This is a genomic window from Sphingobacterium sp. BIGb0116 (genome assembly GCF_024808035.1).
Lineage (GTDB): Bacteria > Bacteroidota > Bacteroidia > Sphingobacteriales > Sphingobacteriaceae > Sphingobacterium > Sphingobacterium paramultivorum.
In genome coordinates this window covers 200,091-222,800 of sequence record NZ_JANUDT010000004.1, presented here as the reverse complement: position 1 = coordinate 222,800, position 22,710 = coordinate 200,091, and the positions used below count along the sequence as shown (strand labels likewise).

Sequence of the window (22,710 nt, the reverse complement as noted above, 5' to 3'; positions counted from 1 at the left end):
TAGGAAGATCAACCATGACTTTCTATCCTATAATGTCAATACTAAAGCTAATTTTACTCTTTTTGTTTCTTTTGCAAGCGCTCAATTCTTTTGCGCAGGAAACTTCGGGTACAATTAACGGAAAGGTGCAAAGTAGCAGTGGAATTCTTGTGGAGAAGGCGACCGTTACTGTGATACACACACCAACGGGGACCCGTTATGTGCAATCGACCGATAAAGATGGACGTTTTACTTTAAATAATATTCGTATTGGAGGTCCATATACAGTTGATGTAAGCAGCATTGGATTACAAACAGAGCGTAAAGAAAATATATTTGTGCGTTTGGGAGAATCCTTGCAAGCTGATTTTATTATGCAACAGCGTAATGAAACACTTAGTGAGGTAGTTGTGACTGGCCGGAAAGCTGATACAAGGGCAGGGACAGTAGGGACCGGAAATCATTTCAGTGGCGAGCAAGTCAGGAATATGCCTACAGTCAACCGTTCGATTACGGATGTAACTCGGCTTACCCCTCAAGGAAGTCGCGATAATAGTTTCGGTGGTACAAACTTTAGGTATAATAATGTCACGATAGACGGTGCCATCAATAATGATGCAATAGGTTTTAGCCCCTCTCTTGGCGGACAAACGGGGACCTCAGGAATGGCGGGGAGCAGTACAAGAACAAACCCCATATCAATAGATGCCATCCAGGATATGCAAGTATATTTGGCTCCCTACGATGTCAAGATTGGAAATTTTACAGGTGGTTCGGTCAATGCTGTCACTCGAAGTGGTACAAACCAAGTTGAAGGTTCGGTTTACGCCTATGGACGGAATGCCGCATTAACGGGTAAGGACCGTGTGGGAACTTTGGGGAAAATGAATAAAGATTTTTATGATTATCAAACAGGTTTCCGAATAGGATTTCCTTTAATAAAAGATAAATTATTCTTTTTCAGTAATGAAGAGTTTACCAGGCGTCAAGATCCTACGCAGTTGCGTGTTGGAACTATCGAAACAGCTCATATCCTAGAACAGCGTGATGTAGAAGCAATAGCCGAAGCTGCTCGTTCTCGTTATGGTGATATTTTTAATATTGGAACCGCAGGTAATTATACAAATTGGTCCCGGTCAACCAAGTTTTTCAATCGTTTAGACTGGAATATAAATGCCAAACATCAGTTGGCAATCCGTAACAATACAATCTTTAGTAAGGCAACTCATATGGATCGGGATCAACAGGATTTTCGGTTCAGTAGTATGGCCTTTGAACAAGAGAACAACCAAACAAGTACCGTTGCAGAATTGAAAAGTAGATTTAGTAATAATCTTTCTTCCAATATTGTGTTGGGATATACACAGGTAAATGATCGACGTGACCCCTTAAGTGATCCTTCCTTACCTCAGGTACAGATACAAGGACGTACACCGGGCACAACAATTTATCTTGGAACTGATCGTGAAGCTAGTATATTTAACATGCGACAAGGTACCTGGGAGATTACGGCCAATCTAAATTGGACAAAAGGTAGACATAAATTGTTATTTGGAACACATAATGAGCTTTATCGCATTCGGTATGGGTTTGTTAATAGTTGGAATGGTCGGGTTGATTACAATAGTATTGCAGATTTCGTCGCGAATGTTCCGTATCGTGTAAGAGGAAGTTACAACTATAAGGATAATTCACGTTCTTACATTTTGGATCATCCCGCGGCTAACTTCTCTGTTGATATGTATAGTCTCTACATTCAGGATGAAATCCGTATAAATGATCGTTTCCAAATCATACCTGGGCTCCGTGCGGATTTGGCAGCTTTGCCAACAATGCCGACACGAAGTGGTAAAGTCAATGACATGTGGTCTGACCCTACTTTTGGTACAACCTACACCTATACACCACCGAATCGGTTAAGAAATGAGTTTCTAAATAGGATACAGTTGTCTCCGAGAATTGGCTTTCGATGGGAGGCAATGGACAATAAACAACTGACTGTCCGGGGGGGCGCCGGTTTGTTTACAGGGCGTATACCGTTTGCTTGGTTGGCTTATGCATACTATAATACGGGTAACAGTTACGGTGCTTTCGATCAAAAAGCAGATCAGAAACCATTTGCACCTGGGTCTGATCCTATAAAGCCAAGTCCGAATGGAATAGGTGAGTTTATAGCGCAGAATGGCGCTGTCATTAATGATCCAAGCACCGGAAAAACACAGGTTGATCTGGTCGATAACAATTTTGTGCTGCCGCAGGTGCTGCGGTCCAGCTTGGGTATAGATTACAAAGTTGAAAGCTGGAAATTTACGGTTGAAGGCATTTATACAAAGAATATTAAAGATGTTCTATTTCAGCAGCTGAACAACAAGGATAACCCATTATGGTATGGGTATGACGTCAATAAACAACAACCTGTTTATAGCGGTACTGTGGATAATCGTTTCTCGAATGTATATCTTCTGAGTAATACCAATCAGGGGTACCGCTATAGTATAACAGGGACCATTGGGAAAACGATCAAAGAAAAATTGAATGCTACACTGAGCTACACCTATGGAGAATCAAAGGATTTAAGTAATGGCGTACGTAATTCTATGGAAAGTAACTGGCAACTGAATCAGTCACTTGTCCCTAATAATCCAAAGTTAGCTTACAGCAATTTCGATATCCGTCACCGTATCGTTTCGAGTATAAATTACGAACAAACTTGGCGTAATGCAGGACGTACGAATTTTACCTTGTATGTCAGTGCGCAATCTGGAAGTCCATTTACCTATGGTATCGTCAATAACAGCATACAAGGCTTGCCACAGCAAGTAAGTTTGGTTTATATTCCAAGACCGACGGAAGCAATTCATTACTTTAAAGATCTTGCAAATGGTCTTTCTGCTCAGCAGCAAGCAGATGCTTTTAATCGGTTCATTGATGGTAATGATTATCTGAGCTCTCGTAGGGGTGATTTTACAGAGCGTAATATGGGACGTACACCATGGAATGTACAGGCAGATCTTCGAATTGCACATGATCTCTTTCTTCAGAAGTCAAAGAAACAATTTATAACATTTTCGGTGGATGTTATGAACTTGACTAATCTAATCTCCAAGAAATGGGGTATTCAATATTTTTCACCCAATACATTTAATTCGACGAGTAGTGTGGGCCTTACCCCATCATTATTTCCGCCGAGGCAAAATGCTGATAGCTGGCCCGTATTTACCTTTAGTGATCCTGGGCAGCCTTATAGCATCGATTATTTTAACTCAAGAGCACAAATACAATGTGGGGTTCGATATACATTCTAGTTTGGTCATTTGGGAAAAACCTAAAAGGATAGCGGATATATAGTTACAAGAATTTATTCCAATGAAAAATACAATTAATCTAGTCATCATATCTATATGGATGGCTATTGCGACGATCGGTTGCAGTAAAAAGGAAGAATTGGTCGATAAAATTCCGGCTAAAGTGGATAGTTATTACCCTAATTCTGGTAAAGCTGGCACACTAGTTACGATTGAAGGACAGGGCTTCAGCGGGGCAATTACAGAATTTTCTGCAACAGTTGCAGGGAGTTCGGCAGAAGTGATTAGCGCTACTCCAACATCGTTTGTTTTACGTGTGCCAAAAGGTGACAAAAGTGGAGGAATTGTCTTGAAGTATGGAAGTAATAGTTTTGATGTTGGTACTTATACCTATCAAGATCTTTCAGTCTCAAAAATTTTTCCGACAAATGGTACAGGAGGCACCCAGCTACGGATTGATGGGGAGGGGTTTGGTAGTACAGATAAACCTGCAGAAGTCTATGTTAATGGCAAAAAAGCTTTGGTTGTAAGTGTCACAGATAAAATAATCGTTGCAGAAATTCCCGAAGATGCGGGGTACGGTGCTGTAGAAGTTCGTGTGGATGGTAAAAAGTCGCAAGGACAGAATTTTACTTATCAGGTCGTCCGCAGTATTAAACCATTAACAGGTGGGGCGGGAACCAAAGTTACCCTAACGGGTGAAGGCTTCGAAAAAGTCAGTTCGGGGAATATCGTTGATTTCAATGGAAAGATCGCGGTCGTATTGGAGTCTAGTCCTGAAAAAATTGTCGTAGTGGCTCCAGCTGGCGTCAGTACAGGACTTCTATCCGTGAATATCAATGAACAGAAAATTTCAGGTCCGAAATTTACGGTTGTAGGCAAGCCTGAAATCGGCGCAGTTTCTCCTTTGAGTGGCCCAAAAGGGGCTGAAATGACAATAAGTGGGCTATTGTTTAGTAAAGAACTTGACGAAAATCAGGTTTTTATAAATGGAAAGCAAGTTGCTGTTTCTTCAAGTAGTGAAAATCAGCTTAAGTTGATCATCCCTGGTGGAACTGGATCAGGAAAGGTAAGGGTTGTAGTCAACGATCAATCCGTGGAAGGACCACAGTTTAAGGATCAGACGCTTGGTATTCGTTCTATAAGTCCAGACAATGGTTTGGCGGGAACAAGTGTAACCTTATTGGGAACTGGATTTAGTACAAATGCTGTCGAAAATAGGGTTTATTTTAATGGTGTTTTGACCCCTGTGACCAGTGCTAGTGAGAATAAGTTGGTTATGGAGGCACCACAGGGTGTTGCAACAGGCGAGGTAAAGGTAATCGTTGGCGGTCAGGATGCTTTAGCACCGCAACCGTTCCGTCGCGCAGGTGTAATGACATTCGTAGGGGGGCCAGGAAGTACGGTATTCGGCAACAACCTAGCTGGAATGGCGATAGATGCGCAGGGAAATTTATATGTCGCAGATCCAGAGAATAAACAAGTTAAAAAGGTGTCCCCGACTGGAAGTGTATCTATTTTGCAGGTAGATGGTGCCAATGCTGTATTCGACTATCCTACAGGAATAGTTGTTGACCCACAAAACAATATTTATGTCAGCGATCAGCGAACAAATCAGATCTTTAAAATTACACCTGCGGGCAAACGCACTATACATGCAAAAGGATTTTCTCCGGGTTCAATGTGTTTAGATCTGTCAGGGAATTTATATGTCGCAGTAGCTGGTTTTGCGCAGGGTATAAACAAAGTCAACGTGGCTGGAGGTTATACGAAGGTACCCGGACCTAGTTGGGTAATGGCTAAGCCCTTTGTGGATAGTCAAGGAGTTTTATATTATTCGGATCAGAACACGAGCAGCAATAACGGGATCGAAATTGTAAGACCGGGTGATGCACGTGGGGAACGTTGGGTTGGAGGTTCGGATGCGGGCTATCAAGATGGGATTGGAACGAACACATATTTCAACGGAATAGGCGGTATCACAGCAGGATTAAATAACAGATTGATTGTTGCCGATAACTACAATTATGCTATTCGGGAGGTCAATATGTCGACACGAGAAGTGACTACTTTGATAAAGGGAACGAATGGATATGTGGATGGTACTTTATCGACAGCACGGTTTGGTCTGATAAAAGATGTGGTAGTAGATAAAGATGGTAATATCTATCTTCTGGATGTTGGTAATAAAGCTATTCGGAAACTGTTTCTGAAATAACAATTGTACATAAATCCCCGATGCAATCGTATTGTTTTTTAGGAGATCCTTTCTTTGAAAATAATGCGGAGAATGTGTCGGGGATTTTTATGTTAAAAATGAAACGATACTTTTAACTATTGTGGCAAATAGACAATGATTAAAGTGTATTATTCGCAAGTAAGAAGTCTCCGTAGAAATCGGGGATATTGCTGTCGTAAATTGCATTTGCGACAGCTGTTATTGGGTAATCCACTTTAATGATCTCGGCATTAATTTCTTTATCGGATAAGGTTATTATTGCGTAGGTTGCTTTTCTGTCTTTTTCCTTACTTCGGCCCACCGAACCACAATTGATAAAAAAGACGTCTCCATCCTGTTGAATATAAGAATGGTGTGTATGTCCCATCACCAGAATATCGATTGCTCTTTGCTTTAATAGGGTCGATAGAGCATGCTTTGGAGTTGATTCATGGATGTATTCGTCATTGCTTTGGAGACTGGCATGGACAAGAAGGATTTTCCTAAAACTCGTTCCAAGCTTGAAGGTTAGTTCAATGTTGTAGGGTAATGTTGCTAACCACTTTTTATGAGGGGCCGATATCTCCTTCTTGCTTATGTTGATGGCGATTTCCCGATTTGAAGCCTCTATTACATCATGGTGTGGTAAAGGGATAATGGCTTCGTCAAAAGCAATTCTCTGGTCATGGTTTCCTAGTAGACATGGAATGTTTTTTTCTTGTATTCTGTCAATGACTTCATTCCCCCAGGGAGCGAAATCAACAAGATCACCTAAGCAGTAGATTTGTGTTAATCCTCTGTTTTTGATATCCGTTAATACCGCATCCAATGTAATTAAATTGGCATGAATGTCACTTATTATGGCAAGTTGTATCATATTCTTATGCTACAAACATAATCATTCGGGTAATCAGTCAACCTACAATTTACGAGGTAAGGAAGAAAATGATAATAGCATTATAATTTTTAGGCTAAAAGGGGAGTAGTTGGTTGAAATTGGTGAAGAAATACTTTAAAATAAGCACATAGCTAATAGCCTCAGCTATGTGCTTATTTAGGTGGTACGTTACTAAAGATTCATTCCACCGGATACCTCAATACGTTGTCCGTTGATCCATCTTGCGTCTTCGGTACAAAGGAAGGCAACCACACCGCCGATATCTTCAGGTACACCAGCACGTCCTAAAGCTGTAACAGCTGCAATATGCGCATTTGTTTCTTTGTTATCCCGCACATGCCCGCCGCCAAAGTCTGTCTCGATTGCACCGGGAGCGACAACGTTTGCTGCAATACCACGGGGACCAAGTTCTTTGGCAAGATACCTCGTCAATACCTCGATTGCTCCTTTCATCGAGCCATAGGCAGATGATCCCGGAAATGCAAAACGTGCGAGACCAGAAGAAATATTGATAATACGTCCACCATCGTTCAAATAGGGAAGAACTTTCTGCGTGAGAAAAAATACCCCTTTATAATGGATATTATAAGCTATATCGAATTGCTCTTCCGTAGTTTCCATGAAAGGGGCGTATAATGCTGTTCCGGCATTATTGATTAGGAAATCGAAGTTTGGTTGTCCTGTTTCTTGTTTTATATGCTGTGTAACTCGTTCGATGAAGAGATCAAAAGACTGCACATTACCTGCGTCTAATTGGAATGCGGTAGCCTTTTGTCCCAAAGACTGTATATGTGAAACCACATGATCTGCTTCTTCTCGATTACTGTTATAGGTTAAGATGACATCGATTCCTTTTTTCGCAAGATTAATTGCCATGTTTCTACCTAAGCCACGACTTCCGCCTGTTACCAAAGCTATTTTATTTGTAGTCATTTTTGATTTGTTTTAAGATTCAACAACACAAAGGTCCTTTAAAAAGACGGATTCTCCTTTGCAATAAGCAAATGGATATTTGTAAAATTCAAATTATAACGTTTGAGAGCGGAAATTGTTTGGTGCCAAACCTGTCTGTTTTTTGAAAAAATTTGAAAAGTGGGCTATCTCTTCAAAGCCAAGTGAAAATGCGATTTCAGAAATGTTCCAATCGGTTTGTCGTAGCAATATTTTAGCTTCCTGTACGATCCTTGCGGCAATGACATGGCTTGTTGTTTTACCTGTATTTTCTTTTAGGGTTTTATTCAGGTGGTTGACATGTATGGCAAGCCGTTCCGCAAAATCATTAGCTGTTCGTAGTTGTAGGCGTTGCATTGGGGATTCAATGGGGAATTGCCTTTCTAGTAATTCTATAAATAGAGATGTGATTCTATTTGAGGCATTAGACGTTGGATTCGTCATACTCTTTGGCTGGAGTTTTTGCCCATAGTGGATAATTTCCAGTACATAATTTCGCAGTAGATCATATTTAAAGACGTAATCTGAAGATAGTTCTTTATTCATTTTTAGAAAAATTTCCTCTACTTCAATTCGTTGCTCAGGTGATATTTGAAAAATAGGAAGTCCTCCGGGTTGAAAGATCGGCAGATCATCTATGATCACACCACTTTTATTCCTTGCTAGAAATTCATCGGTGAAAACACAAAAATAACCTTTTTGATCTTCGTCCTTTGGTATCCAATGGTAAGGAACTTTCGGTGTGGCAAATACAAGCGCGGATTCATCAATTTCGATTACTTTATCGGCATATTCGGCTATGTTTTTCCCTGTGATTAAGCTTATTTTGTAGTAGGTACGCTTATTGTAGGGCATGATCGGTTTGTCTTTTAATTTAGCTGCAAGCTCCTCAAAGCTGAATACATTAAAATGACCAATTTCTCTTGCTATTTCCTTTGGAATACCGGCATTGATCTCCTGATAAAACTGTTCTATGGAAGTCGTTTTCATTTAAAATCTATTTGCAATAATCAAATGTAATTGTTTTATATTATATTCAATACTTACGGCGATATTTTTGGATTTCGTTATTCTCATCTTAATGTAAATTGCGATATTATATTTTGCACAATATAATTTCTTGCTATACATTTGTGCAGTCAAAACAAATTAAGATATGAAAACGTTATATAACATCGGCGCGACAGCCAAAGGAGGACGAAACGGTCAGGTAACAAGTGAAAATGGTGTACTGGATTTAGCTGTTCGCATGCCTAGAGGTCTTGGTGGAGCAAATGACGATTATGCTAACCCAGAGATGCTTTTCGCTGCCGGTTATGCCGCCTGCTTTGATAGTGCCTTGAATTTGGTGATCAGATCAGAAAAGGTAAAAACAGGAGAAACTTCTGTCACTGCTCGTGTGAGTATAGGGCAATTGGAAAATGGAGGCTTTGGGCTTGCAGCAGAATTACATGCCAATATTCCGGGAGTGAGTTTGGAAGTCGCCCAGCAATTGATTGAAAAAGCACATCAGGTTTGTCCCTACTCAAATGCAACAAGGGGTAATATAGATGTTAAATTGACTGTATCAACTAACGAATAATAGATGAATAACTTGGCTAATGTGCTGACAGCGCTCGTACTTTTAGAACATGTATACATTGTATGGATGGAAATGTTTGCTTGGGAAACTGCAGGAAAACGTAGTTTTGGCAAGGCTCTCCCTGCTGAGCTTTTCAAACCGACCAAAGGACTTGCCGCAAATCAAGGCTTATACAATGGTTTTTTAGTTGCGGGTTTAGCTTGGTCCTTTTTTATCAATGATCCGGTCTGGAGTGGAAATGTACGCCTGTTCTTTTTAGGCTGTGTCCTCGTGGCTGGGGTTTTTGGCGGAATCACAGCGAGCAAAAAGATATTTTTTGTACAAGGAGTTCCTGCATTGTTAGCAATATTATCCATGATTTTCTTAAAATAATTAAATAATTATATGTCACTAATAGAAGATTTAAAATGGCGTCATGCTGTGAAAGCATATGATCCGACAAAAAAAGTCAGTCAGGAAAATGTAGATAAAATCGTGGAGGCTGCTCGTTTTGCACCTACTTCCTCGGGCTTACAGCCATTTAAGATATTGATTGTTGAAAATCAGGCATTGAAAGAAGAATTGGCAAAAGGAGCACTAAATCCAGACTGTATGCGTGAATGTTCACATGTGCTTGTTTTCGCTGCATGGGATCGCTATACGGAAGAACGTATTGATAAAGTTTATGATTTTACAACGGATGAACGAGAACTACCTCGTGGGCGTTTTGGTTCCTATACAGAGAAGTTAAAGTCAATTTATCTGAATGAAGCTGCAGAAAGAAATTTTGCGCACACGGCAAGACAGACTTATATAGCCTTAGGTTTGGCTTTGGCTCAGGCAGCTGAACTTCGTGTCGATTCTACCCCTGCAGAAGGCTTCGATAACCATGTGGTGGATACGGTATTGCAATTGGAAAAACATGGATTAAAAAGTGTCTCGTTAATGTATGTTGGTGTCGCAGACAGTTCCCGGGATTGGATCTCAACAATGAAGAAGGTTCGAATACCCAAGGAAGATTTTGTTGTTGAGTACAAATAGTTGATTACTGTTTTTCAATCCCTTAAAAACTCAATATCTTTGTAAGATGGATGATTTATTAAAATTAGATAAGCAGCTTTGCTTTTCAGTCTATGTGCTACATAGAGAAATTATGCAGCAATATCGAACTATCCTTGAAGAGATTGACTTGACCTATCCCCAGTATATCACCATGATGGCTTTATGGGAGAATGATGAGCAAACAGTAAATCAATTAGGGGCTAAGCTATTTCTAGATAATGGAACGCTTACGCCACTGTTGAAACGTTTGGAGACGAAAGCATTGCTTACCCGGACACGAAGCAAAGAAGATGAACGCGTGGTGAAAGTACGGCTTACCGCACAAGGATTGCAATTAAAGGAAAAGGCGAGCTGTGTTCCCATGCAGATTTTTGAAGCCCTCAAGCTCGAGTATGCTGATATGGTTCAGCTTAAAGCCTTGGCAGAAAAAATCGTGAATAATGTTGGAAATGGCTAGTTTTTTTTGATATGGATTGTCTTGAGCTATAAATGTTCACGTTCCTTTTATTATACATCATTTTTAGCATATTTCGGATTTTTTGACAGGACTATAATGTGGAGATTCGTGGTATGGAAAATGTCATTCAAAACATAGAAAATCTAGATTGGCCTGCGATTACAGAAGAAATGCATAAACATGGTTATGTGGTCATTCCAAATCTATTGACAGATTTACAATGCGATCTATTAAAAAAAGGGTATAGCGATTCGACGCTCTACCGTAAAACTGTCGTTATGGAGAGATATCGATTCGGAATAGGAGAGTACAAATATTTTGACTACCCACTACCAGAGTTGATTCAAACGATTCGATCCCAACTTTATCCCCATCTGGCCGTCATTGCTAATGCTTGGTTTCGCGCGCTGAAAGTCGATAAGTCGTTTTCGATGAAACATGAAGACCTTTTGACGGATTGCCGCTTGAAAGGACAAGAACAGGCAACAGTATTGATTTTGAAATATAGTCAAGGAGGTTTCAATACCCTACATCAGGACTTATATGGAGAAATCTATTTTCCAATGCAAGCGGTGTTTATGTTGAACGAGCCAGAAATAGATTTTACAGGGGGGGAATTTGTCCTAACGCAACAAATACCTAGAGCGCAGTCAAAGGCTATCGTTTTAAAACCCCAAAAGGGAGATCTCGTCCTATTTGCAACAAATTTTAGGCCTGAGAAAGGACGACTCGGATATTTTAGGGTTAATATGAAACACGGGGTGAGTGAAGTCACGGCAGGTGAACGCCATGCGTTGGGTATTATTTTTCACGACGCCGAGAGATAAAACCCGCACAATGGAATGGCATAAAAATATATCAGATGCTTCATTGCACGCCAAGATTCGAACGGGAGAAATTCGCTTAGGAGGCAATGAAAAACTAAAAATTTATGGATTGCTTTGTTGTATTTCGGGAAAAAGGATGAAGCGGGAGAACAGGGTCTTTTTTGCCACTGAGCAAGAAGCGCTACAGCATCAATATCGTCCTTGTGGGCACTGCTTAAAAGCGAACTATGTTGAATGGAAGGAAAAAAATAGGAGATTTGGTGAAGTGTAGGTCGCATTGAGTTCTCTTATATAGAGAATCTAAGTAAATCGAGTTTGGAAAAAGCATCTTATGTCAATTTCCTTGTGTATTGTTGAATTTTGTGTTTATCTTGAGGCAGGGTTAATTATCGTAGATCAAAAGAAAAATGCGTTTATTTTCGATTGCTGTTTATTTTATTTTTTCGGCTCTGCTGTTGATAAGCTGTGAAGAGCGGAGGCGAGATACGAAAGTATTGAATTATATGGCGCATAATGAACGGGATAGTGCCCGTTTGGATCTTAATCTTTTTGAGAGCCGTTTTCATGGCAAATTGTTCTTTTATAGACCTGGAGGTGAGGTTGATTCGGGAGATATTCGCGGGAATATCCAAAAGGACACATTGCTTGGGGACTATTATTATACGCCATTTGGCTGGGGACAGAAAAAAAGAAGACCCTTTGTTTTATTAAAAAAAGGGTCTCTGTATATTTTAGGTTCAGGAACGGAGCAAGTGTATATGGGAATTCCACATTATATACCTTCAACCGTCAATTTCCAAGACCCAAAGTTTATCTTTGAGAAAGTTAATCAGTAGCCCTAATCATCTAAAATAGGCGTCTACAGTATATTTTTTAAACGAATATATTGTAGTAGCATAATGGTTTTTCCATCTTTGATTTCACCTGTATCAATCATATGTAGTGCTTCTTCGATATTGATTTCTAAAATTTCAATATGCTCTTCCTCTTCTTCTAAACCACCGCCATCGCCAACTTTCATGTTATTGGTGTATTCTGCTATAAAAAAATGTAGAATTTCAGTTACAGAACCTGGAGACATATAAGCTTCAAATATCTTTTTTGCTTCCTTGATCTGATAGCCTGTTTCTTCTTCTGTTTCCCTGCGTATACAGTCGTGGGGAGAATCTTGATCAAGAAGACCTGCACAAGCTTCGATAAGCATGCCTGACTCATTCCCGTTGATGTAGGTGGGTATTCGAAATTGTCTTGTTAATATGACTGTTTGAGTACTGGTATTATAGAGTAAAATGACAGCTCCATTACCACGATCATAAGCTTCTCTGCTTTGTTGCTGTACCGTGCCATCGGGTTTGCTGTATTGATAAGTCACTTTTTTTAAAGTGTACCAGTTGTCTGATAGAATTTCAGTTTTTACAATTCTAATATCTTTTATTGCCATTTTTAGCGCGTTAAAGTCAAAAGATAAAAATAAGAATTGCAATCCAAACTAAGCAGGAAAAACTAAGAGAAGCTTTGATGTATGTCGCGATTCTCCATGGTGCTATCCAGCGTAGTCGAAGCGGGATAAAAAGTAGGATGAAACCCGTTATTAAACTAACAGGTATAATAGAAAAGAAATTAGTTATTTTAAACAAAGATGTGTTGGTACAAAATTTAATTTATGCTAGGTATTGGCGAACCTCAGTCCGTTCTAAATTGCTTTGGATTCAGACCTGTATGTTGTTTGAAGAAATTGGAGAAGTAAGGAGAGTCGACGAAACCAAGTTTGAACGAAATTTCTTTGATAGATAGATCGGTTGCTTTTAACAATCGTTTTGCCTCCAAGATAGTTCGTTGCTGAATGAGCTGGCTTGGAGATACTTCGAGCTTTTGACGGCAGATTTTAGTAAGGTGCGGGGTGGATATATTAAGTTCTTTCGCATAGAAAGATACCGACTTCTCATGCCGAAAATGGATATCAATTAACTCCTGTAACTTTAAGAGACGTGGATTGGATTCATTATTTTGTTCATTTTGGACTACCTTTTGTACCTCTTTTCTTAGTATCGATGCGATCACAGCTGTGCGAGAATAGATAATAGCAGGAACGCAATTGTGGTCCTCAAGTTCTTTTCTTATCGCATTAAATTCATAATAAAGTAGAGCAAATGTTTCGTTGGAGAGTGAGATAACAGGATTACGTTGATAGTAAGCGAATGAAAAACGGAAATTGGGTGAAAATTTCTCGAAGTATTCTCTATCAACCATCAATTGGAAACCAGTTGTATTGGCCCCTAATTTCCAGCTATGAACCTGCTTTGGAAACAGGATATGGATTTGATGACGATCAATGTGATAATCTTTAAAATCAATTGTATGAACACCTTCTGCTTGGTCAAAAAGTACCAATAAAAAAAAGTGATGTTGATGTGGACGCGCTATATGATGTTCACCACGTAATTCCGAGTATAAATATCCTTGATTACCTGCAAGCTGGTCTTTTCTAAATTCTTGAATATCTATTGTCGGAAATAACTCCATCGAAATGATTTTGAACCTAAATATAGGTGTTTTATTTTAAACCATCTTCCAGTACCTGTTTGTTGATGGTGAATTCACGATAGCCAAAGGCTCCAGACTTATAACCAATTACAGCACCAAATTCAATGCTTTTTGAGGAAGAGGTCTTTGGGAATACAGAAGAGCGGTATACATTGGCCGCAGCTAAAGGTTTTTCGAAGACGCGAAAGTGTAGACCATCCTTTGAATAGGCTAGATAATTCATATCTGAGGTAAATCGATCTACATTTCCAATTGCCAGACATAGAAAATAGTATCCATCAATATAGGAGCCTTGCAGATGCCAAGTCGAATATCCCTTGCTGAATTCTAGCCAAGGTTTATTCATAAATTCAACTTTCTTACTGTCGCGATAAGCGGTGAAATCTAAGCCATTTGTAGAAATACGCGATAGGATATTGGTCATAATTGGTGCTTTGTAGCTTGGCATGAAATCCACTTCGTAACTCGTCGTTAGGTTTTTCGAATTTCTCACAAATGTTGGTGAAAGGATATGGTTATCTTGGAAAGATGTAGGTTCATTACTATTATACACGAGTTCCAGCGGTGTCCAGTCAATCCCATTTTTTGATGTTTGTCTTACAATAACACGTTCAGCTTCTTCATTTAATTTTTTATTGTTGTTTGCGCTTTTGGCGCCCCATTTTTTTAAAATTTTGCTTGAGAAAAAGCAACCTCTATAATATAGTTCGAATTCCTCACCGTTGAAATTCCAGTCTACATCGGACCAATAACCTTGATTAGGGCTGCCGTCCTTTTGGATGAAAGAATCTTCTAGTGCCGGACGTCGTTGAATAGGATTTATTAATCCTGCCGGAGTAATCCATTCTTTTCCATCATTAGAAACTACCACAGTCGGATTTTCATAGAGTGAGGCGGTACGGTCTGACCCGATTATGCCAAAATATGGCGTAAATACCATCCAATATTTGTATCCTTTGAAACCGGCAGGGAAATATTCAACATCTGGGTGGCAATAACTCGCACTATTGCCAGAGATATCGCGTATCCAGCCTGGGAATTCTTCGCCGGGTTGGTTTGCATTGGCAATTGTATTAATTTTTATTGAACCTAGATCACTTGTGAAACCTGTAGGAATGGGTAATTTATCTTTTTCAATGACTTCGGGATCAGGTGGTACAATTCCTGGATGAATATCTCTTTTACAACCAATAAATAACAAAAATCCCAAAAAGAAATAGGCAATTCTCTTAAATGACATATAGAATCAATAAAAAATAAATGATAGTACCTTACGGTCTTACTTTCCCTGTTAATCTTAGCTAAATGATAGCAAAAATGATCTATTTTTTTTATTTCTCAAAATCGATTTTAAAAAATATTTTATATGTCGTAAATATTTGGTTTTCTGATTTATAAATGTCTTTTTGACTTGTATTTATGATGTGGAATCCGTCCTTGTACCCCTTGTTTAATCCATCAGTTGGGAAAGATTTGAACGTGTAATTTCATTGACTTTAACAGCCAATCGTTTTCAGTACGAAAGAACGGTTGCGTAGCGCAAGTTATTCATTGTTTCATGATCTTGTGGCTTAGTAGGGGAAATAAGCTCGTTGGTCATGAAGTCAAGACCTTATTGTTCAGGTTTTAGACAATAAGTAAACTTAAGATTTAATCGTTAATTTTATGTTGTTTTATCAATTAGCATACTCAAAATACGAATGATAAGGACAATTGATGATGGAAGATGGCCTACAATATACAATAGTTAAACCTGATGAAGCGATCGCAAGTTTTGTGGATAGCTTTTGGTATTTGCGTAATGAATCTGGCGTTATAAAGGAAACCATCGGTTTGCCAGATGGACGTGTTGATTTGTTTCTTTTCAAATCTTCTGTAGATAACTTTCGGATCGTTTTACTTGGTCTAGGAACAATGCCCCATGAAGAAGCGACTATTCCTATTGACGGACAACTATTTTGTATCAGCTTTAAATTGCTTGGGGCGGAGTATATTTTAAAAGAAAGTATTGCCGGTATCATCAATACGGGTAAGTTTCTTGCGACTGATTTTTGGAGCTTTTGTGAATTGGATTTAGTTGATTTTGAGTTATTTGTTGTCAAATCTGTACAAATTATTAAGTCACTTCTTCCTTCTATGATTGATGAGCGAAAGCGTAAGTTATTTGAACTGATCTATCAGCGTAAGGGAGCGATTTCAGTTGCCGAACTCTCCGAACAGATTTTTTGGAACAGCAGGCAAATTAATCGTTATTTTAATCAGCAATTTGGACTTTCTTTAAAGTCGTACTGTAATATTTTACGTTTTAGGTCCTCATTGAATCACATTGCAAAAGGGAAACTTTTTCCAGAGGAACATTTTTTCGATCAGACTCATTTTATTAAAGAGATTAAGAAATTTTCGGGAGTAGTTCCCAAAGAGCTGTTAAAAAATAAAAACGACCGATTTATACTATTATCATCGCTTACATCTCAATAGTTTTGTTTTATGAATTTTAAAACAAATAAGATGTTAATAGAAAATAAAAAAATAGCCATAATTGGCGGTGGAATTGGAGGCCTTACGTTAGCTCGATTATTACAGTTAAAGGGGGCTGATGTAGCCGTTTATGAGCGGGATTTAAATCCTGAAGTTCGTGTACAGGGCTCTACTTTGGATCTTCATGAAGGGGCGGGACTTGAAGCGATGAAACGCGCAGGATTAATAGAAGAGTTCTATAAATATCATCGACCGACTGCGAGTAAGCTGCGTATTGTTGATCAGGATCTCATCGTAAAATTTGATGACCATGATGAAGAGCAGTCAGTCGCCGAAAATCGGCCGGAAATAGACCGAGCCCCTTTGCGAGATATCTTATTGAATGCTTTGGAATCGCATACCGTTGTTTGGGATAGTCAATTCGTTGGAATGGAAAGATATGGTGAAGGTTGGTTGTTGCATTTTAAACATGCAGTGGATGCATCTGCCGATCTGGTGATCGCAGCAGATGGGGCAAATTCAAGAGTACGTCCTTACTTAAGTAATCTAACGCCTATATATTCGGGAATTACATTGGTTGAGGGAAATATCTATGATGCTGAAAAGAATGCTCCTCATCTTTTTAAATTGGCGAACGGTGGTAAAGTGATGGCTTTTGGAACGGAACAATTTATCGGATATGGTACAAAAGGTGACGGTTCAATGATGTTTGTTGCAAGTACAAAGATTCTAGAAGATGATTATAATAAGGCTAGAATTGATTTTAAGGACAATAAGCAAGTATCGCAATGGTTTAAAGATCATTTCCCTGGATGGACCACGGTTTGGGATGAGTTTTTTGTGAATGACAATGTACAGTTTATACCCCGTCCCCAATATTATTTTGCTCTTGATCAACACTGGGAAACACAGACTAACCTTACAATGATCGGAGATGCAGCTCATCGCATGCCGCCATTTGCTGGTGAGGGGGCGAATGTAGCAATGCAGGATGCCTTCGAGTTGGCTGAATGCCTGACAAATAGGAAACATGAATCTTTGCTGGAAGCATTATCTTATTTTGAAAAAGATATGATAAGAAGGGGGGCAGAAGCAACACAGGATACATTGGAAAATAGTGATCGCATGCATTCGGCTACTGCTTTATCTGTCATGCTGGAATTTTTTACCCATCCATCGGGGGATTAACAACCTTAAATCGCCTAAAGCTGTATGGAGCAACAAAGGGAGTTTCCAGAAAAAGAATATTTATTTTTTCTGGAACTTCACAAGCAGTAAGCTACCGAAAATAAAATAAAGTATCAGAACTAATGTGCTGCCAAGTGCAAAACCATTGCTAAAAAGTTTATCTAGCCCGTATTTATGATGAAACAGACCGATTCCGACTATACATTGGCATAGTGCATAACAAATATTTGCCGTTGCCGTATAACCAAAAAGCCCCAAGAAGCGAACTTTTGTTATTCCAAAAATAAAATGGGGGATCGCGTTCGCGAGCAATACAGCTATACTAAAATCGATAAAGTTCATAATTTTATTGTTTTTTCGTGATTCATAAAAAATGAGACCGCCGGTATTTCGAAAGCAAAACACTTTTCATGCTGAACGATATCAGCTAATGTTTCGCTTTTAAAAAAATCAATTTTTAAAGGTCTTATGTCTTTTGGATCGAACTTTAACGCAATATTCGCCTGTCGGAATAGGCCATTGTCCAGTGGAGTTAAGGCTTGGTCCTGAATAATTATTTTATTCAGGAGTTGATTGATATCTTTTGACAGATGGAGAAATTGACTTGGAATATTCCAGTGATCACAGGGGTGGCAAACAACCTCCAAGTCTGGTGCATTGCTTCTTCCAGGGATTATTTTGGTGTGAGTTTGAACGCCGATATGGTTATGTTGGAAAGCCAAAGGTTGATGTGTATACATCATGCTACTGAATAAACGACTACCAATGCAATAGATCTGGCTACTCATTACATTTGCGAGAAATAGGACTGTAGGCACTTTAAATTGCTTTTGGGTTTGACTGATGTAAAGTCTCCAATTACTCTGTAGAGGTGACCCATATAAGGATTTTAAATGATATAGTTTTGCAGGGCCGAAATGGCCATGGCGGTAAGTTAGCACTGAAAATAAAACATGGTCACCGACAAGATCGAGGGCAATTCCTGAGGGAACGAATTGTTGAATTTCGGCGAGAGGTACCATCCAGTTTAAATAAACTACATGGCTAATTTCACTTTTCAATTTTATTGCTGAAAAGGGTTTGGTAAGTATAAACTTTGTTTTCCTCAAGAATAGACTATTCAGAAAGTTTTCAATGCTTAATGTAAATTTGTTTGGTTTGACAGCGCGAAATTCTTTTTCTATTAATGACATGATAACAAGTTGAAAATCTATGGATTGCTGTGTGGTTCAACTTAAAATTTTGCTGGGTAGCTTATATCTATTTTTTATGCCTGCGAGGACTTTCTTGTAGTATTTAGTTTTATTGGTTTCGTCAATAATGACAATTTCAACATCGTTTGCTTGAAGTAATTGCATTTTATCTTTGGAGAGTGCATACCATTTTTTAGTTGTATAATAAAAGAGTTGATTTTCAATAAAGGCGCTTCGTCTATAATACTTATTTCTGGCGCGATAGGTTAGCAGCCACCAAAGGTCTATTTCTACAAAATCAAGCGATAGACCTAGAATGTGGATATCCTGTGTGAAAAATAAATCAATCCAGGATTGGAGTTTAGTATCCTTTTTTCGGCTTAATCTTTTAATTAGTGCAGCCTTGTAGACCGTTTGTGAATTATAATTTGTCCCATTAACCACATAATCCCTCATTTTTTGCAATTGACCACAGTAATGTTCATAACCTAGGTTAATGGAAGATGGATTTAGGCAGTCACCGTGTATATGCCAATAGCTCGTGTTGCCGATTTGGTGTTTACGAAATACACTGTAGGTCGTTTCACGGATTAAGCCGGTATTTGCTGTGGCGATTTCTCCTTCTAAACTGAATTCATAGTTAGTGGTGATTATGTTTTCGATCGAAAGATCCCGAATTAATTGGTGTATTTCGTTTTGATTGATTTGAGAGACGCAATCCGATATATAGGTTTTAAGTTCTCTTTCATTAATATGTTTTTCTCGAATTGCGTTAAGGAATATTTCCTCATACAACATAGGAAAAGGTTTTTGTCCATTTTCTAATGAGCTGACTTTATACTTTTCTTTGATTTTGTGTAGCAAATCACTCCAGCTTATTCCTGGTGAAATATTATTAATGTCGTTTCCGACTAATAAAGCAAACTTGTTCATTGTATTATAAATCAAGATTCACGCATGTAAAGTTAAATGACGATGTCGATCAATCGCATTTTTGGATGTAACATATAATCTATTGAATTTAGATTTCTCTCCTACGAATTTAATAAAAAATCGTAGGATTTATGTCAACTAGATTTGTGATGGTATTGTCTGCAGGGCCATGGAAGCAATATAGTGTAAATTGAAACCTCTGTAAAAAATGATTATGTCATTGCGATGGGCGGATCAGTCAGATATGTTGTTTTTATTCGTCAAAAAAGGCTAGGCGAACCAACTTCCTAGCCTTCACGGTATAACTCATCCTATGCTATAACAAACAAATAACAAAGCAGCATAGGAAATGTTTGATGCCTCGTCAATGATGTGAGGTCTGTTGTGATATGGCTTGACAATGATATCACGGTCTTGTTAACATGTTCCCTCATAAATTTCAGTAATATTTTGTTGTGTTATTATCTGTTTTTGAGGGCACTATGAAGAGTTGGTCCTGTTAAACTCACTTTTGGTGAACGCGTACACCGAAGAAAATTTTGTGTAATATTCGGTATCTGTAATCTACCGCTTATATCCAGCTAATAGTCCGTTCTGCGACAGAGGATCACACTTAACTTTGTATAAAAATAGAAGCTAAATGACGATTGATAAAGTGTGTTTCCCTTTTTTAATACACAATGGCAATTTTTTTAGCGTAGAAACAGGTTAAGTCATAAAAAAGTTCGTGATATGGAAATTAAAGAAAACAAATTGATCGGTGTTTCTTATAGAGATACACCAAACAAAGGTGGAATTATTAAACCCGTTTATATTATTATGCACTACGATGGTGCATCCAATGCAACGAGTGCAATTGATTGGATGACTGATTCCCGGAGCAAGGTCTCCGCCCATCTTCATATCAGCCGTGATGGTGTTATAACGCAATTGGCCCCATTTAATATTAAATGTTGGCATGCGGGCCTTAGTACCTGGGCTGGTCAAAGAGATTTGAATAATTGTAGCATTGGAATTGAATTGCAAAATAAGGGTACGGAGAGCTACACCGAAAAACAGATTAATGTGGCGATAGCTGTGTGTAAAACAATTGTCCGTACTTATTCAATTCGGGAGATTTTGGGGCATTCGGATATTGCGCCTGGAAGAAAGGAGGATCCAGGGATACAGTTTCCCTGGGAAAAATTTAAACCGTTAACAAAAGGAAGTTATAATGGAATTACTTGAGATTTTGGAGAAATTGATTATCCCTGTAGTGACAGCTGTAGGGGGGTATTTTGTTGGAAGGCCCAAGCAGCAAGCTGAAGTGGAGGCAACAAATGTTGAGAATGCCGGAAAGGTAATTGAAAAATGGGAAGGATATGCCAATAGATTAGAGAAAGATATTGAGCAATTACGGACGATCATTGAAGATCTTAATGAAGGGTTACGTTTGGCAAATGACGAACGTACGTCTTGCGCTAAGACCTTAGCGGATTTGCAAGTGAAATATGATGATCTCATGAAACTTTATAATAGGTTACAGATTGAATTAAAGCGCGTTAAAAATGAAGAATACACTACAGGTAATCGCAATGCTGCTACTGGTTAGCAGCTGCGGTTTGTTTAGAAAGGTTGAGAAAACCAAGGGATCACAAGAGTTTGGTGTCAAAGAGAAAAATACCAATTATGCTACTATAGCACAGCACACGGAACATATACAAATTGTTCGATCAGATAAAGAGGCTTTGGTAACAGATGAATATGTGATGCAAATTGAAGGTGAAGGGATCCAGATTATGCAGGATGGTGCTTTTCAGCTACGTAAGGGAAAAGTCTATACGAAAAAGGAACATTATTCTGAAAAGCTGCAGCTTGAGAGTAGGTTCGATACCAATTGGAAAGCTCAGAAGGTAGAAAGTCGTCAACAAATTGAAACGAAAATGGAGCTACGCAAAGCACAATCAAAAGAGGTTTCAAAACCAGCGGTGTCAAGCCTTCTTTATTTTTTAATGGGTTGCGGTGTATTGGTCGGTTTGATTATTTGGTGGATAAAGAAACGTAAGTTTGTTGAGTCTTGGTAGTTTCCGATTAAAAAATGTTACTATTATTTTTAATGCAATTCAGATAAGAAGCACAAAATAGTCCTTGAGTATTTAAAATTCAAGGACTATATTTTTGGAACCGGGCAGAATTGCCGAATTAGCAGAACTGGTGTGATTGTACAAATAATACTAAACCCCATCGAAATGCCTGTCAATAAGGTAATAATTGGCAATCTGTTTAATTTCCTTTTTGAAATCACGATAGAGGTCAAATTGATTGCAAGCACAGATGATAGATTTCTGTAATGTGTCATTATTTATTTTCAAATAAGGGCCAAGTTCCTTATATATGCTACTTTTTACTTTTGTTTTCAGATTATCTAATTTTTCCGGCTGAAAAATACGTAGAACAACGGCGATAGCTTTGTAACGATGCTGAATATCCTTATAATTGATATATTCACCCATAATCTGTTGAGAAGGTATACCCACAAATTGACAATAGCAGTCAATTACTTGACTGATTTTGGAAAGGTCAGATTCATATATCTTATCGATGGATTTTAGTATTTCAGGATGATTTTCTTTCAAGAAACTCATGATGAATGAATAATATAGTGAGTTCATACCTTGTGAGCTATTTTTGTCGGTTATTGTACTGCTTTCTTCTTTTTTTAAATTACTGTTGTGTTTTTGTCGTTGATGATAATCTACTGCGTAAACAATGTGCTGTCTAGGATGTTGTGTCATGAGCTGTTCCATTTTCTTTTTATCTTTAAGTATGAACTGATTCTAGTCTCGCTAATTGCAAATCCAGTGAATAGCTAATTTACTTACTACCTGTTCGTCTATTCTATGAATTTAATATAGTCTATTGATGTTAAACAAAGTTAAACAAATTTGTTAATCAAGCAAGTTTATTCGAAGCTTATTTTTACTTTTTATATGAAAATATAAACTTATTTGTTTAACTATAATTTGTTGGTAATTAGGTTTTTATTGTTTTATTTTGATTGTCTGTTTGTTTAGGTTTAATAAGTTGTGTAACTTAGTGTCAGATTGTTATATATTTGTGTAACATTTGTTAAATAC

Annotated in this window: 24 protein-coding genes; 14 read left to right on the top strand and 10 right to left on the bottom strand. The window is 38.3% G+C overall.

The window, feature by feature from the left end:
- Positions 1 to 32 precede the first annotated feature (32 nt).
- Positions 33 to 3,284, top strand: coding sequence for a carboxypeptidase regulatory-like domain-containing protein (locus tag M2419_RS12060; RefSeq protein WP_153848628.1), 3,252 nt, complete (start codon positions 33 to 35; stop codon positions 3,282 to 3,284).
- Positions 3,285 to 3,345: 61 nt separating this feature from the next.
- Positions 3,346 to 5,502: an IPT/TIG domain-containing protein gene (locus M2419_RS12055; protein ID WP_259255173.1), complete on the top strand. Its 2,157-nt coding sequence runs from the start codon at positions 3,346 to 3,348 to the stop codon at positions 5,500 to 5,502.
- Positions 5,503 to 5,641: 139 nt separating this feature from the next.
- On the opposite strand, the gene M2419_RS12050 is transcribed toward M2419_RS12055, so the two are convergent.
- From M2419_RS12050 to M2419_RS12040, 3 genes are all read right to left on the bottom strand, one after another.
- Positions 5,642 to 6,379 (bottom strand): metallophosphoesterase, encoded by a 738-nt coding sequence (locus M2419_RS12050; protein WP_259255172.1) that lies wholly within the window; start codon positions 6,377 to 6,379, stop codon positions 5,642 to 5,644.
- A 192-nt stretch (positions 6,380 to 6,571) separates the two neighbouring features.
- Complete coding sequence (locus M2419_RS12045; protein WP_259255171.1) at positions 6,572 to 7,333, bottom strand: SDR family NAD(P)-dependent oxidoreductase; 762 nt, start codon at positions 7,331 to 7,333, stop codon at positions 6,572 to 6,574.
- 93 nt (positions 7,334 to 7,426) lie between these two features.
- Entirely contained in the window at positions 7,427 to 8,341 is a 915-nt protein-coding gene (locus tag M2419_RS12040) for an AraC family transcriptional regulator (protein WP_259255170.1), read from the bottom strand.
- 166 nt (positions 8,342 to 8,507) lie between these two features.
- On the opposite strand from M2419_RS12040, the gene M2419_RS12035 reads away from it, so the two are divergent.
- The 7 genes from M2419_RS12035 (at position 8,508) to M2419_RS12005 (ending at position 12,094) form a co-directional block, all read left to right on the top strand.
- Positions 8,508 to 8,933, top strand: coding sequence for an organic hydroperoxide resistance protein (locus M2419_RS12035; protein WP_259255169.1), 426 nt, complete (start codon positions 8,508 to 8,510; stop codon positions 8,931 to 8,933).
- Positions 8,934 to 8,936: 3 nt separating this feature from the next.
- Positions 8,937 to 9,305: a DUF1304 domain-containing protein gene (locus M2419_RS12030; RefSeq protein ID WP_145327696.1), complete on the top strand. Its 369-nt coding sequence runs from the start codon at positions 8,937 to 8,939 to the stop codon at positions 9,303 to 9,305.
- A gap of 12 nt (positions 9,306 to 9,317) precedes the next feature.
- Positions 9,318 to 9,953 carry a nitroreductase family protein gene (locus tag M2419_RS12025; protein ID WP_145327697.1) on the top strand — a complete coding sequence of 212 codons (636 nt, stop codon included), beginning with the start codon at positions 9,318 to 9,320 and terminating at the stop codon, positions 9,951 to 9,953.
- Positions 9,954 to 10,065: 112 nt separating this feature from the next.
- A complete protein-coding gene (locus tag M2419_RS12020; RefSeq protein WP_259255168.1) occupies positions 10,066 to 10,431 on the top strand; it encodes a MarR family winged helix-turn-helix transcriptional regulator in 366 nt (121 codons plus the stop codon).
- A 113-nt stretch (positions 10,432 to 10,544) separates the two neighbouring features.
- Entirely contained in the window at positions 10,545 to 11,258 is a 714-nt protein-coding gene (locus M2419_RS12015) for a 2OG-Fe(II) oxygenase (protein WP_259255167.1), read from the top strand.
- 10 nt (positions 11,259 to 11,268) lie between these two features.
- The gene (locus M2419_RS12010) at positions 11,269 to 11,529 is read left to right on the top strand and encodes an Ada metal-binding domain-containing protein (protein WP_075991360.1); all 261 of its coding nucleotides are present in this window, start codon (positions 11,269 to 11,271) and stop codon (positions 11,527 to 11,529) included.
- A 136-nt stretch (positions 11,530 to 11,665) separates the two neighbouring features.
- Positions 11,666 to 12,094 carry a hypothetical protein gene (locus tag M2419_RS12005; protein ID WP_153848464.1) on the top strand — a complete coding sequence of 143 codons (429 nt, stop codon included), beginning with the start codon at positions 11,666 to 11,668 and terminating at the stop codon, positions 12,092 to 12,094.
- 23 nt (positions 12,095 to 12,117) lie between these two features.
- On the opposite strand, the gene nudK is transcribed toward M2419_RS12005, so the two are convergent.
- From nudK to M2419_RS11990, 3 genes are all read right to left on the bottom strand, one after another.
- Positions 12,118 to 12,699: a GDP-mannose pyrophosphatase NudK gene (gene nudK / locus M2419_RS12000; RefSeq protein ID WP_153848465.1), complete on the bottom strand. Its 582-nt coding sequence runs from the start codon at positions 12,697 to 12,699 to the stop codon at positions 12,118 to 12,120.
- 242 nt (positions 12,700 to 12,941) lie between these two features.
- Positions 12,942 to 13,781, bottom strand: a complete 840-nt coding sequence (locus M2419_RS11995; RefSeq protein WP_259255166.1) for an AraC family transcriptional regulator — start codon at positions 13,779 to 13,781, stop codon at positions 12,942 to 12,944.
- A 31-nt stretch (positions 13,782 to 13,812) separates the two neighbouring features.
- A complete protein-coding gene (locus M2419_RS11990) occupies positions 13,813 to 15,042 on the bottom strand; it encodes a hypothetical protein (protein ID WP_259255165.1) in 1,230 nt (409 codons plus the stop codon).
- A 476-nt stretch (positions 15,043 to 15,518) separates the two neighbouring features.
- On the opposite strand from M2419_RS11990, the gene M2419_RS11985 reads away from it, so the two are divergent.
- Complete coding sequence (locus M2419_RS11985) at positions 15,519 to 16,280, top strand: AraC family transcriptional regulator (protein ID WP_235032934.1); 762 nt, start codon at positions 15,519 to 15,521, stop codon at positions 16,278 to 16,280.
- A gap of 30 nt (positions 16,281 to 16,310) precedes the next feature.
- Entirely contained in the window at positions 16,311 to 17,468 is a 1,158-nt protein-coding gene (locus M2419_RS11980) for an NAD(P)/FAD-dependent oxidoreductase (RefSeq protein WP_159729752.1), read from the top strand.
- 60 nt (positions 17,469 to 17,528) lie between these two features.
- Here M2419_RS11980 and M2419_RS11975 read toward each other — a convergent pair whose 3' ends face one another.
- Genes M2419_RS11975 through M2419_RS11965 form a run of 3 tightly spaced genes read right to left on the bottom strand, consistent with a single transcriptional unit; the run spans position 17,529 to position 19,609 of the window.
- A complete protein-coding gene (locus M2419_RS11975) occupies positions 17,529 to 17,810 on the bottom strand; it encodes a hypothetical protein (RefSeq protein WP_259255164.1) in 282 nt (93 codons plus the stop codon).
- A complete protein-coding gene (locus tag M2419_RS11970; RefSeq protein ID WP_259255163.1) occupies positions 17,807 to 18,661 on the bottom strand; it encodes a DUF2071 domain-containing protein in 855 nt (284 codons plus the stop codon). The genes M2419_RS11975 and M2419_RS11970 overlap by 4 nt, the downstream gene beginning before the upstream one ends.
- 36 nt (positions 18,662 to 18,697) lie before the next feature.
- Complete coding sequence (locus tag M2419_RS11965) at positions 18,698 to 19,609, bottom strand: SIR2 family protein (protein WP_259255161.1); 912 nt, start codon at positions 19,607 to 19,609, stop codon at positions 18,698 to 18,700.
- 717 nt (positions 19,610 to 20,326) lie between these two features.
- Between M2419_RS11965 and M2419_RS11960 the strand changes: the two genes are divergently transcribed.
- The 3 genes from M2419_RS11960 to M2419_RS11950 are packed head-to-tail and all read left to right on the top strand — an operon-like array spanning position 20,327 to position 21,657.
- On the top strand, positions 20,327 to 20,821 hold the full coding sequence (locus M2419_RS11960) for an N-acetylmuramoyl-L-alanine amidase (RefSeq protein ID WP_153848471.1): 495 nt from the start codon (positions 20,327 to 20,329) through the stop codon (positions 20,819 to 20,821).
- Positions 20,808 to 21,185 (top strand): hypothetical protein, encoded by a 378-nt coding sequence (locus tag M2419_RS11955; protein WP_153848472.1) that lies wholly within the window; start codon positions 20,808 to 20,810, stop codon positions 21,183 to 21,185. Before M2419_RS11960 ends, M2419_RS11955 begins: the two co-directional genes overlap by 14 nt.
- The gene (locus M2419_RS11950; RefSeq protein ID WP_153848473.1) at positions 21,142 to 21,657 is read left to right on the top strand and encodes a hypothetical protein; all 516 of its coding nucleotides are present in this window, start codon (positions 21,142 to 21,144) and stop codon (positions 21,655 to 21,657) included. The genes M2419_RS11955 and M2419_RS11950 overlap by 44 nt, the downstream gene beginning before the upstream one ends.
- A gap of 150 nt (positions 21,658 to 21,807) precedes the next feature.
- Here the strand turns inward: M2419_RS11950 and M2419_RS11945 are convergent, their stop codons facing one another.
- The gene (locus M2419_RS11945; RefSeq protein WP_075991371.1) at positions 21,808 to 22,380 is read right to left on the bottom strand and encodes a hypothetical protein; all 573 of its coding nucleotides are present in this window, start codon (positions 22,378 to 22,380) and stop codon (positions 21,808 to 21,810) included.
- Positions 22,381 to 22,710: the final 330 nt, after the last annotated feature.

Bases quoted from the DNA above. Each gene is read 5' to 3' on its own strand.
- M2419_RS12025 (WP_145327697.1), top strand. From the start codon at position 9,318: ATGTCACTAATAGAAGATTTAAAATGGCGTCATGCTGTGAAAGCATAT.
- M2419_RS12035 (WP_259255169.1), top strand. From the start codon at position 8,508: ATGAAAACGTTATATAACATCGGCGCGACAGCCAAAGGAGGACGAAAC.
- M2419_RS12030 (WP_145327696.1), top strand. From the start codon at position 8,937: ATGAATAACTTGGCTAATGTGCTGACAGCGCTCGTACTTTTAGAACAT.
- M2419_RS12005 (WP_153848464.1), top strand. From the start codon at position 11,666: ATGCGTTTATTTTCGATTGCTGTTTATTTTATTTTTTCGGCTCTGCTG.
- M2419_RS11990 (WP_259255165.1), bottom strand. From the start codon at position 15,042: ATGTCATTTAAGAGAATTGCCTATTTCTTTTTGGGATTTTTGTTATTT.
- M2419_RS11975 (WP_259255164.1), bottom strand. From the start codon at position 17,810: ATGAACTTTATCGATTTTAGTATAGCTGTATTGCTCGCGAACGCGATC.
- M2419_RS11955 (WP_153848472.1), top strand. From the start codon at position 20,808: ATGGAATTACTTGAGATTTTGGAGAAATTGATTATCCCTGTAGTGACA.
- M2419_RS12040 (WP_259255170.1), bottom strand. From the start codon at position 8,341: ATGAAAACGACTTCCATAGAACAGTTTTATCAGGAGATCAATGCCGGT.
- M2419_RS12050 (WP_259255172.1), bottom strand. From the start codon at position 6,379: ATGATACAACTTGCCATAATAAGTGACATTCATGCCAATTTAATTACA.
- M2419_RS11980 (WP_159729752.1), top strand. From the start codon at position 16,311: ATGTTAATAGAAAATAAAAAAATAGCCATAATTGGCGGTGGAATTGGA.
- M2419_RS12015 (WP_259255167.1), top strand. From the start codon at position 10,545: ATGGAAAATGTCATTCAAAACATAGAAAATCTAGATTGGCCTGCGATT.
- M2419_RS11950 (WP_153848473.1), top strand. From the start codon at position 21,142: ATGAAGAATACACTACAGGTAATCGCAATGCTGCTACTGGTTAGCAGC.
- M2419_RS12010 (WP_075991360.1), top strand. From the start codon at position 11,269: ATGGAATGGCATAAAAATATATCAGATGCTTCATTGCACGCCAAGATT.
- M2419_RS12020 (WP_259255168.1), top strand. From the start codon at position 10,066: ATGCAGCAATATCGAACTATCCTTGAAGAGATTGACTTGACCTATCCC.
- M2419_RS11945 (WP_075991371.1), bottom strand. From the start codon at position 22,380: ATGGAACAGCTCATGACACAACATCCTAGACAGCACATTGTTTACGCA.
- nudK (WP_153848465.1), bottom strand. From the start codon at position 12,699: ATGGCAATAAAAGATATTAGAATTGTAAAAACTGAAATTCTATCAGAC.
- M2419_RS11995 (WP_259255166.1), bottom strand. From the start codon at position 13,781: ATGGAGTTATTTCCGACAATAGATATTCAAGAATTTAGAAAAGACCAG.
- M2419_RS12060 (WP_153848628.1), top strand. From the start codon at position 33: ATGTCAATACTAAAGCTAATTTTACTCTTTTTGTTTCTTTTGCAAGCG.
- M2419_RS11985 (WP_235032934.1), top strand. From the start codon at position 15,519: ATGATGGAAGATGGCCTACAATATACAATAGTTAAACCTGATGAAGCG.
- M2419_RS11960 (WP_153848471.1), top strand. From the start codon at position 20,327: ATGGAAATTAAAGAAAACAAATTGATCGGTGTTTCTTATAGAGATACA.
- M2419_RS12055 (WP_259255173.1), top strand. From the start codon at position 3,346: ATGAAAAATACAATTAATCTAGTCATCATATCTATATGGATGGCTATT.
- M2419_RS12045 (WP_259255171.1), bottom strand. From the start codon at position 7,333: ATGACTACAAATAAAATAGCTTTGGTAACAGGCGGAAGTCGTGGCTTA.
- M2419_RS11970 (WP_259255163.1), bottom strand. From the start codon at position 18,661: ATGTCATTAATAGAAAAAGAATTTCGCGCTGTCAAACCAAACAAATTT.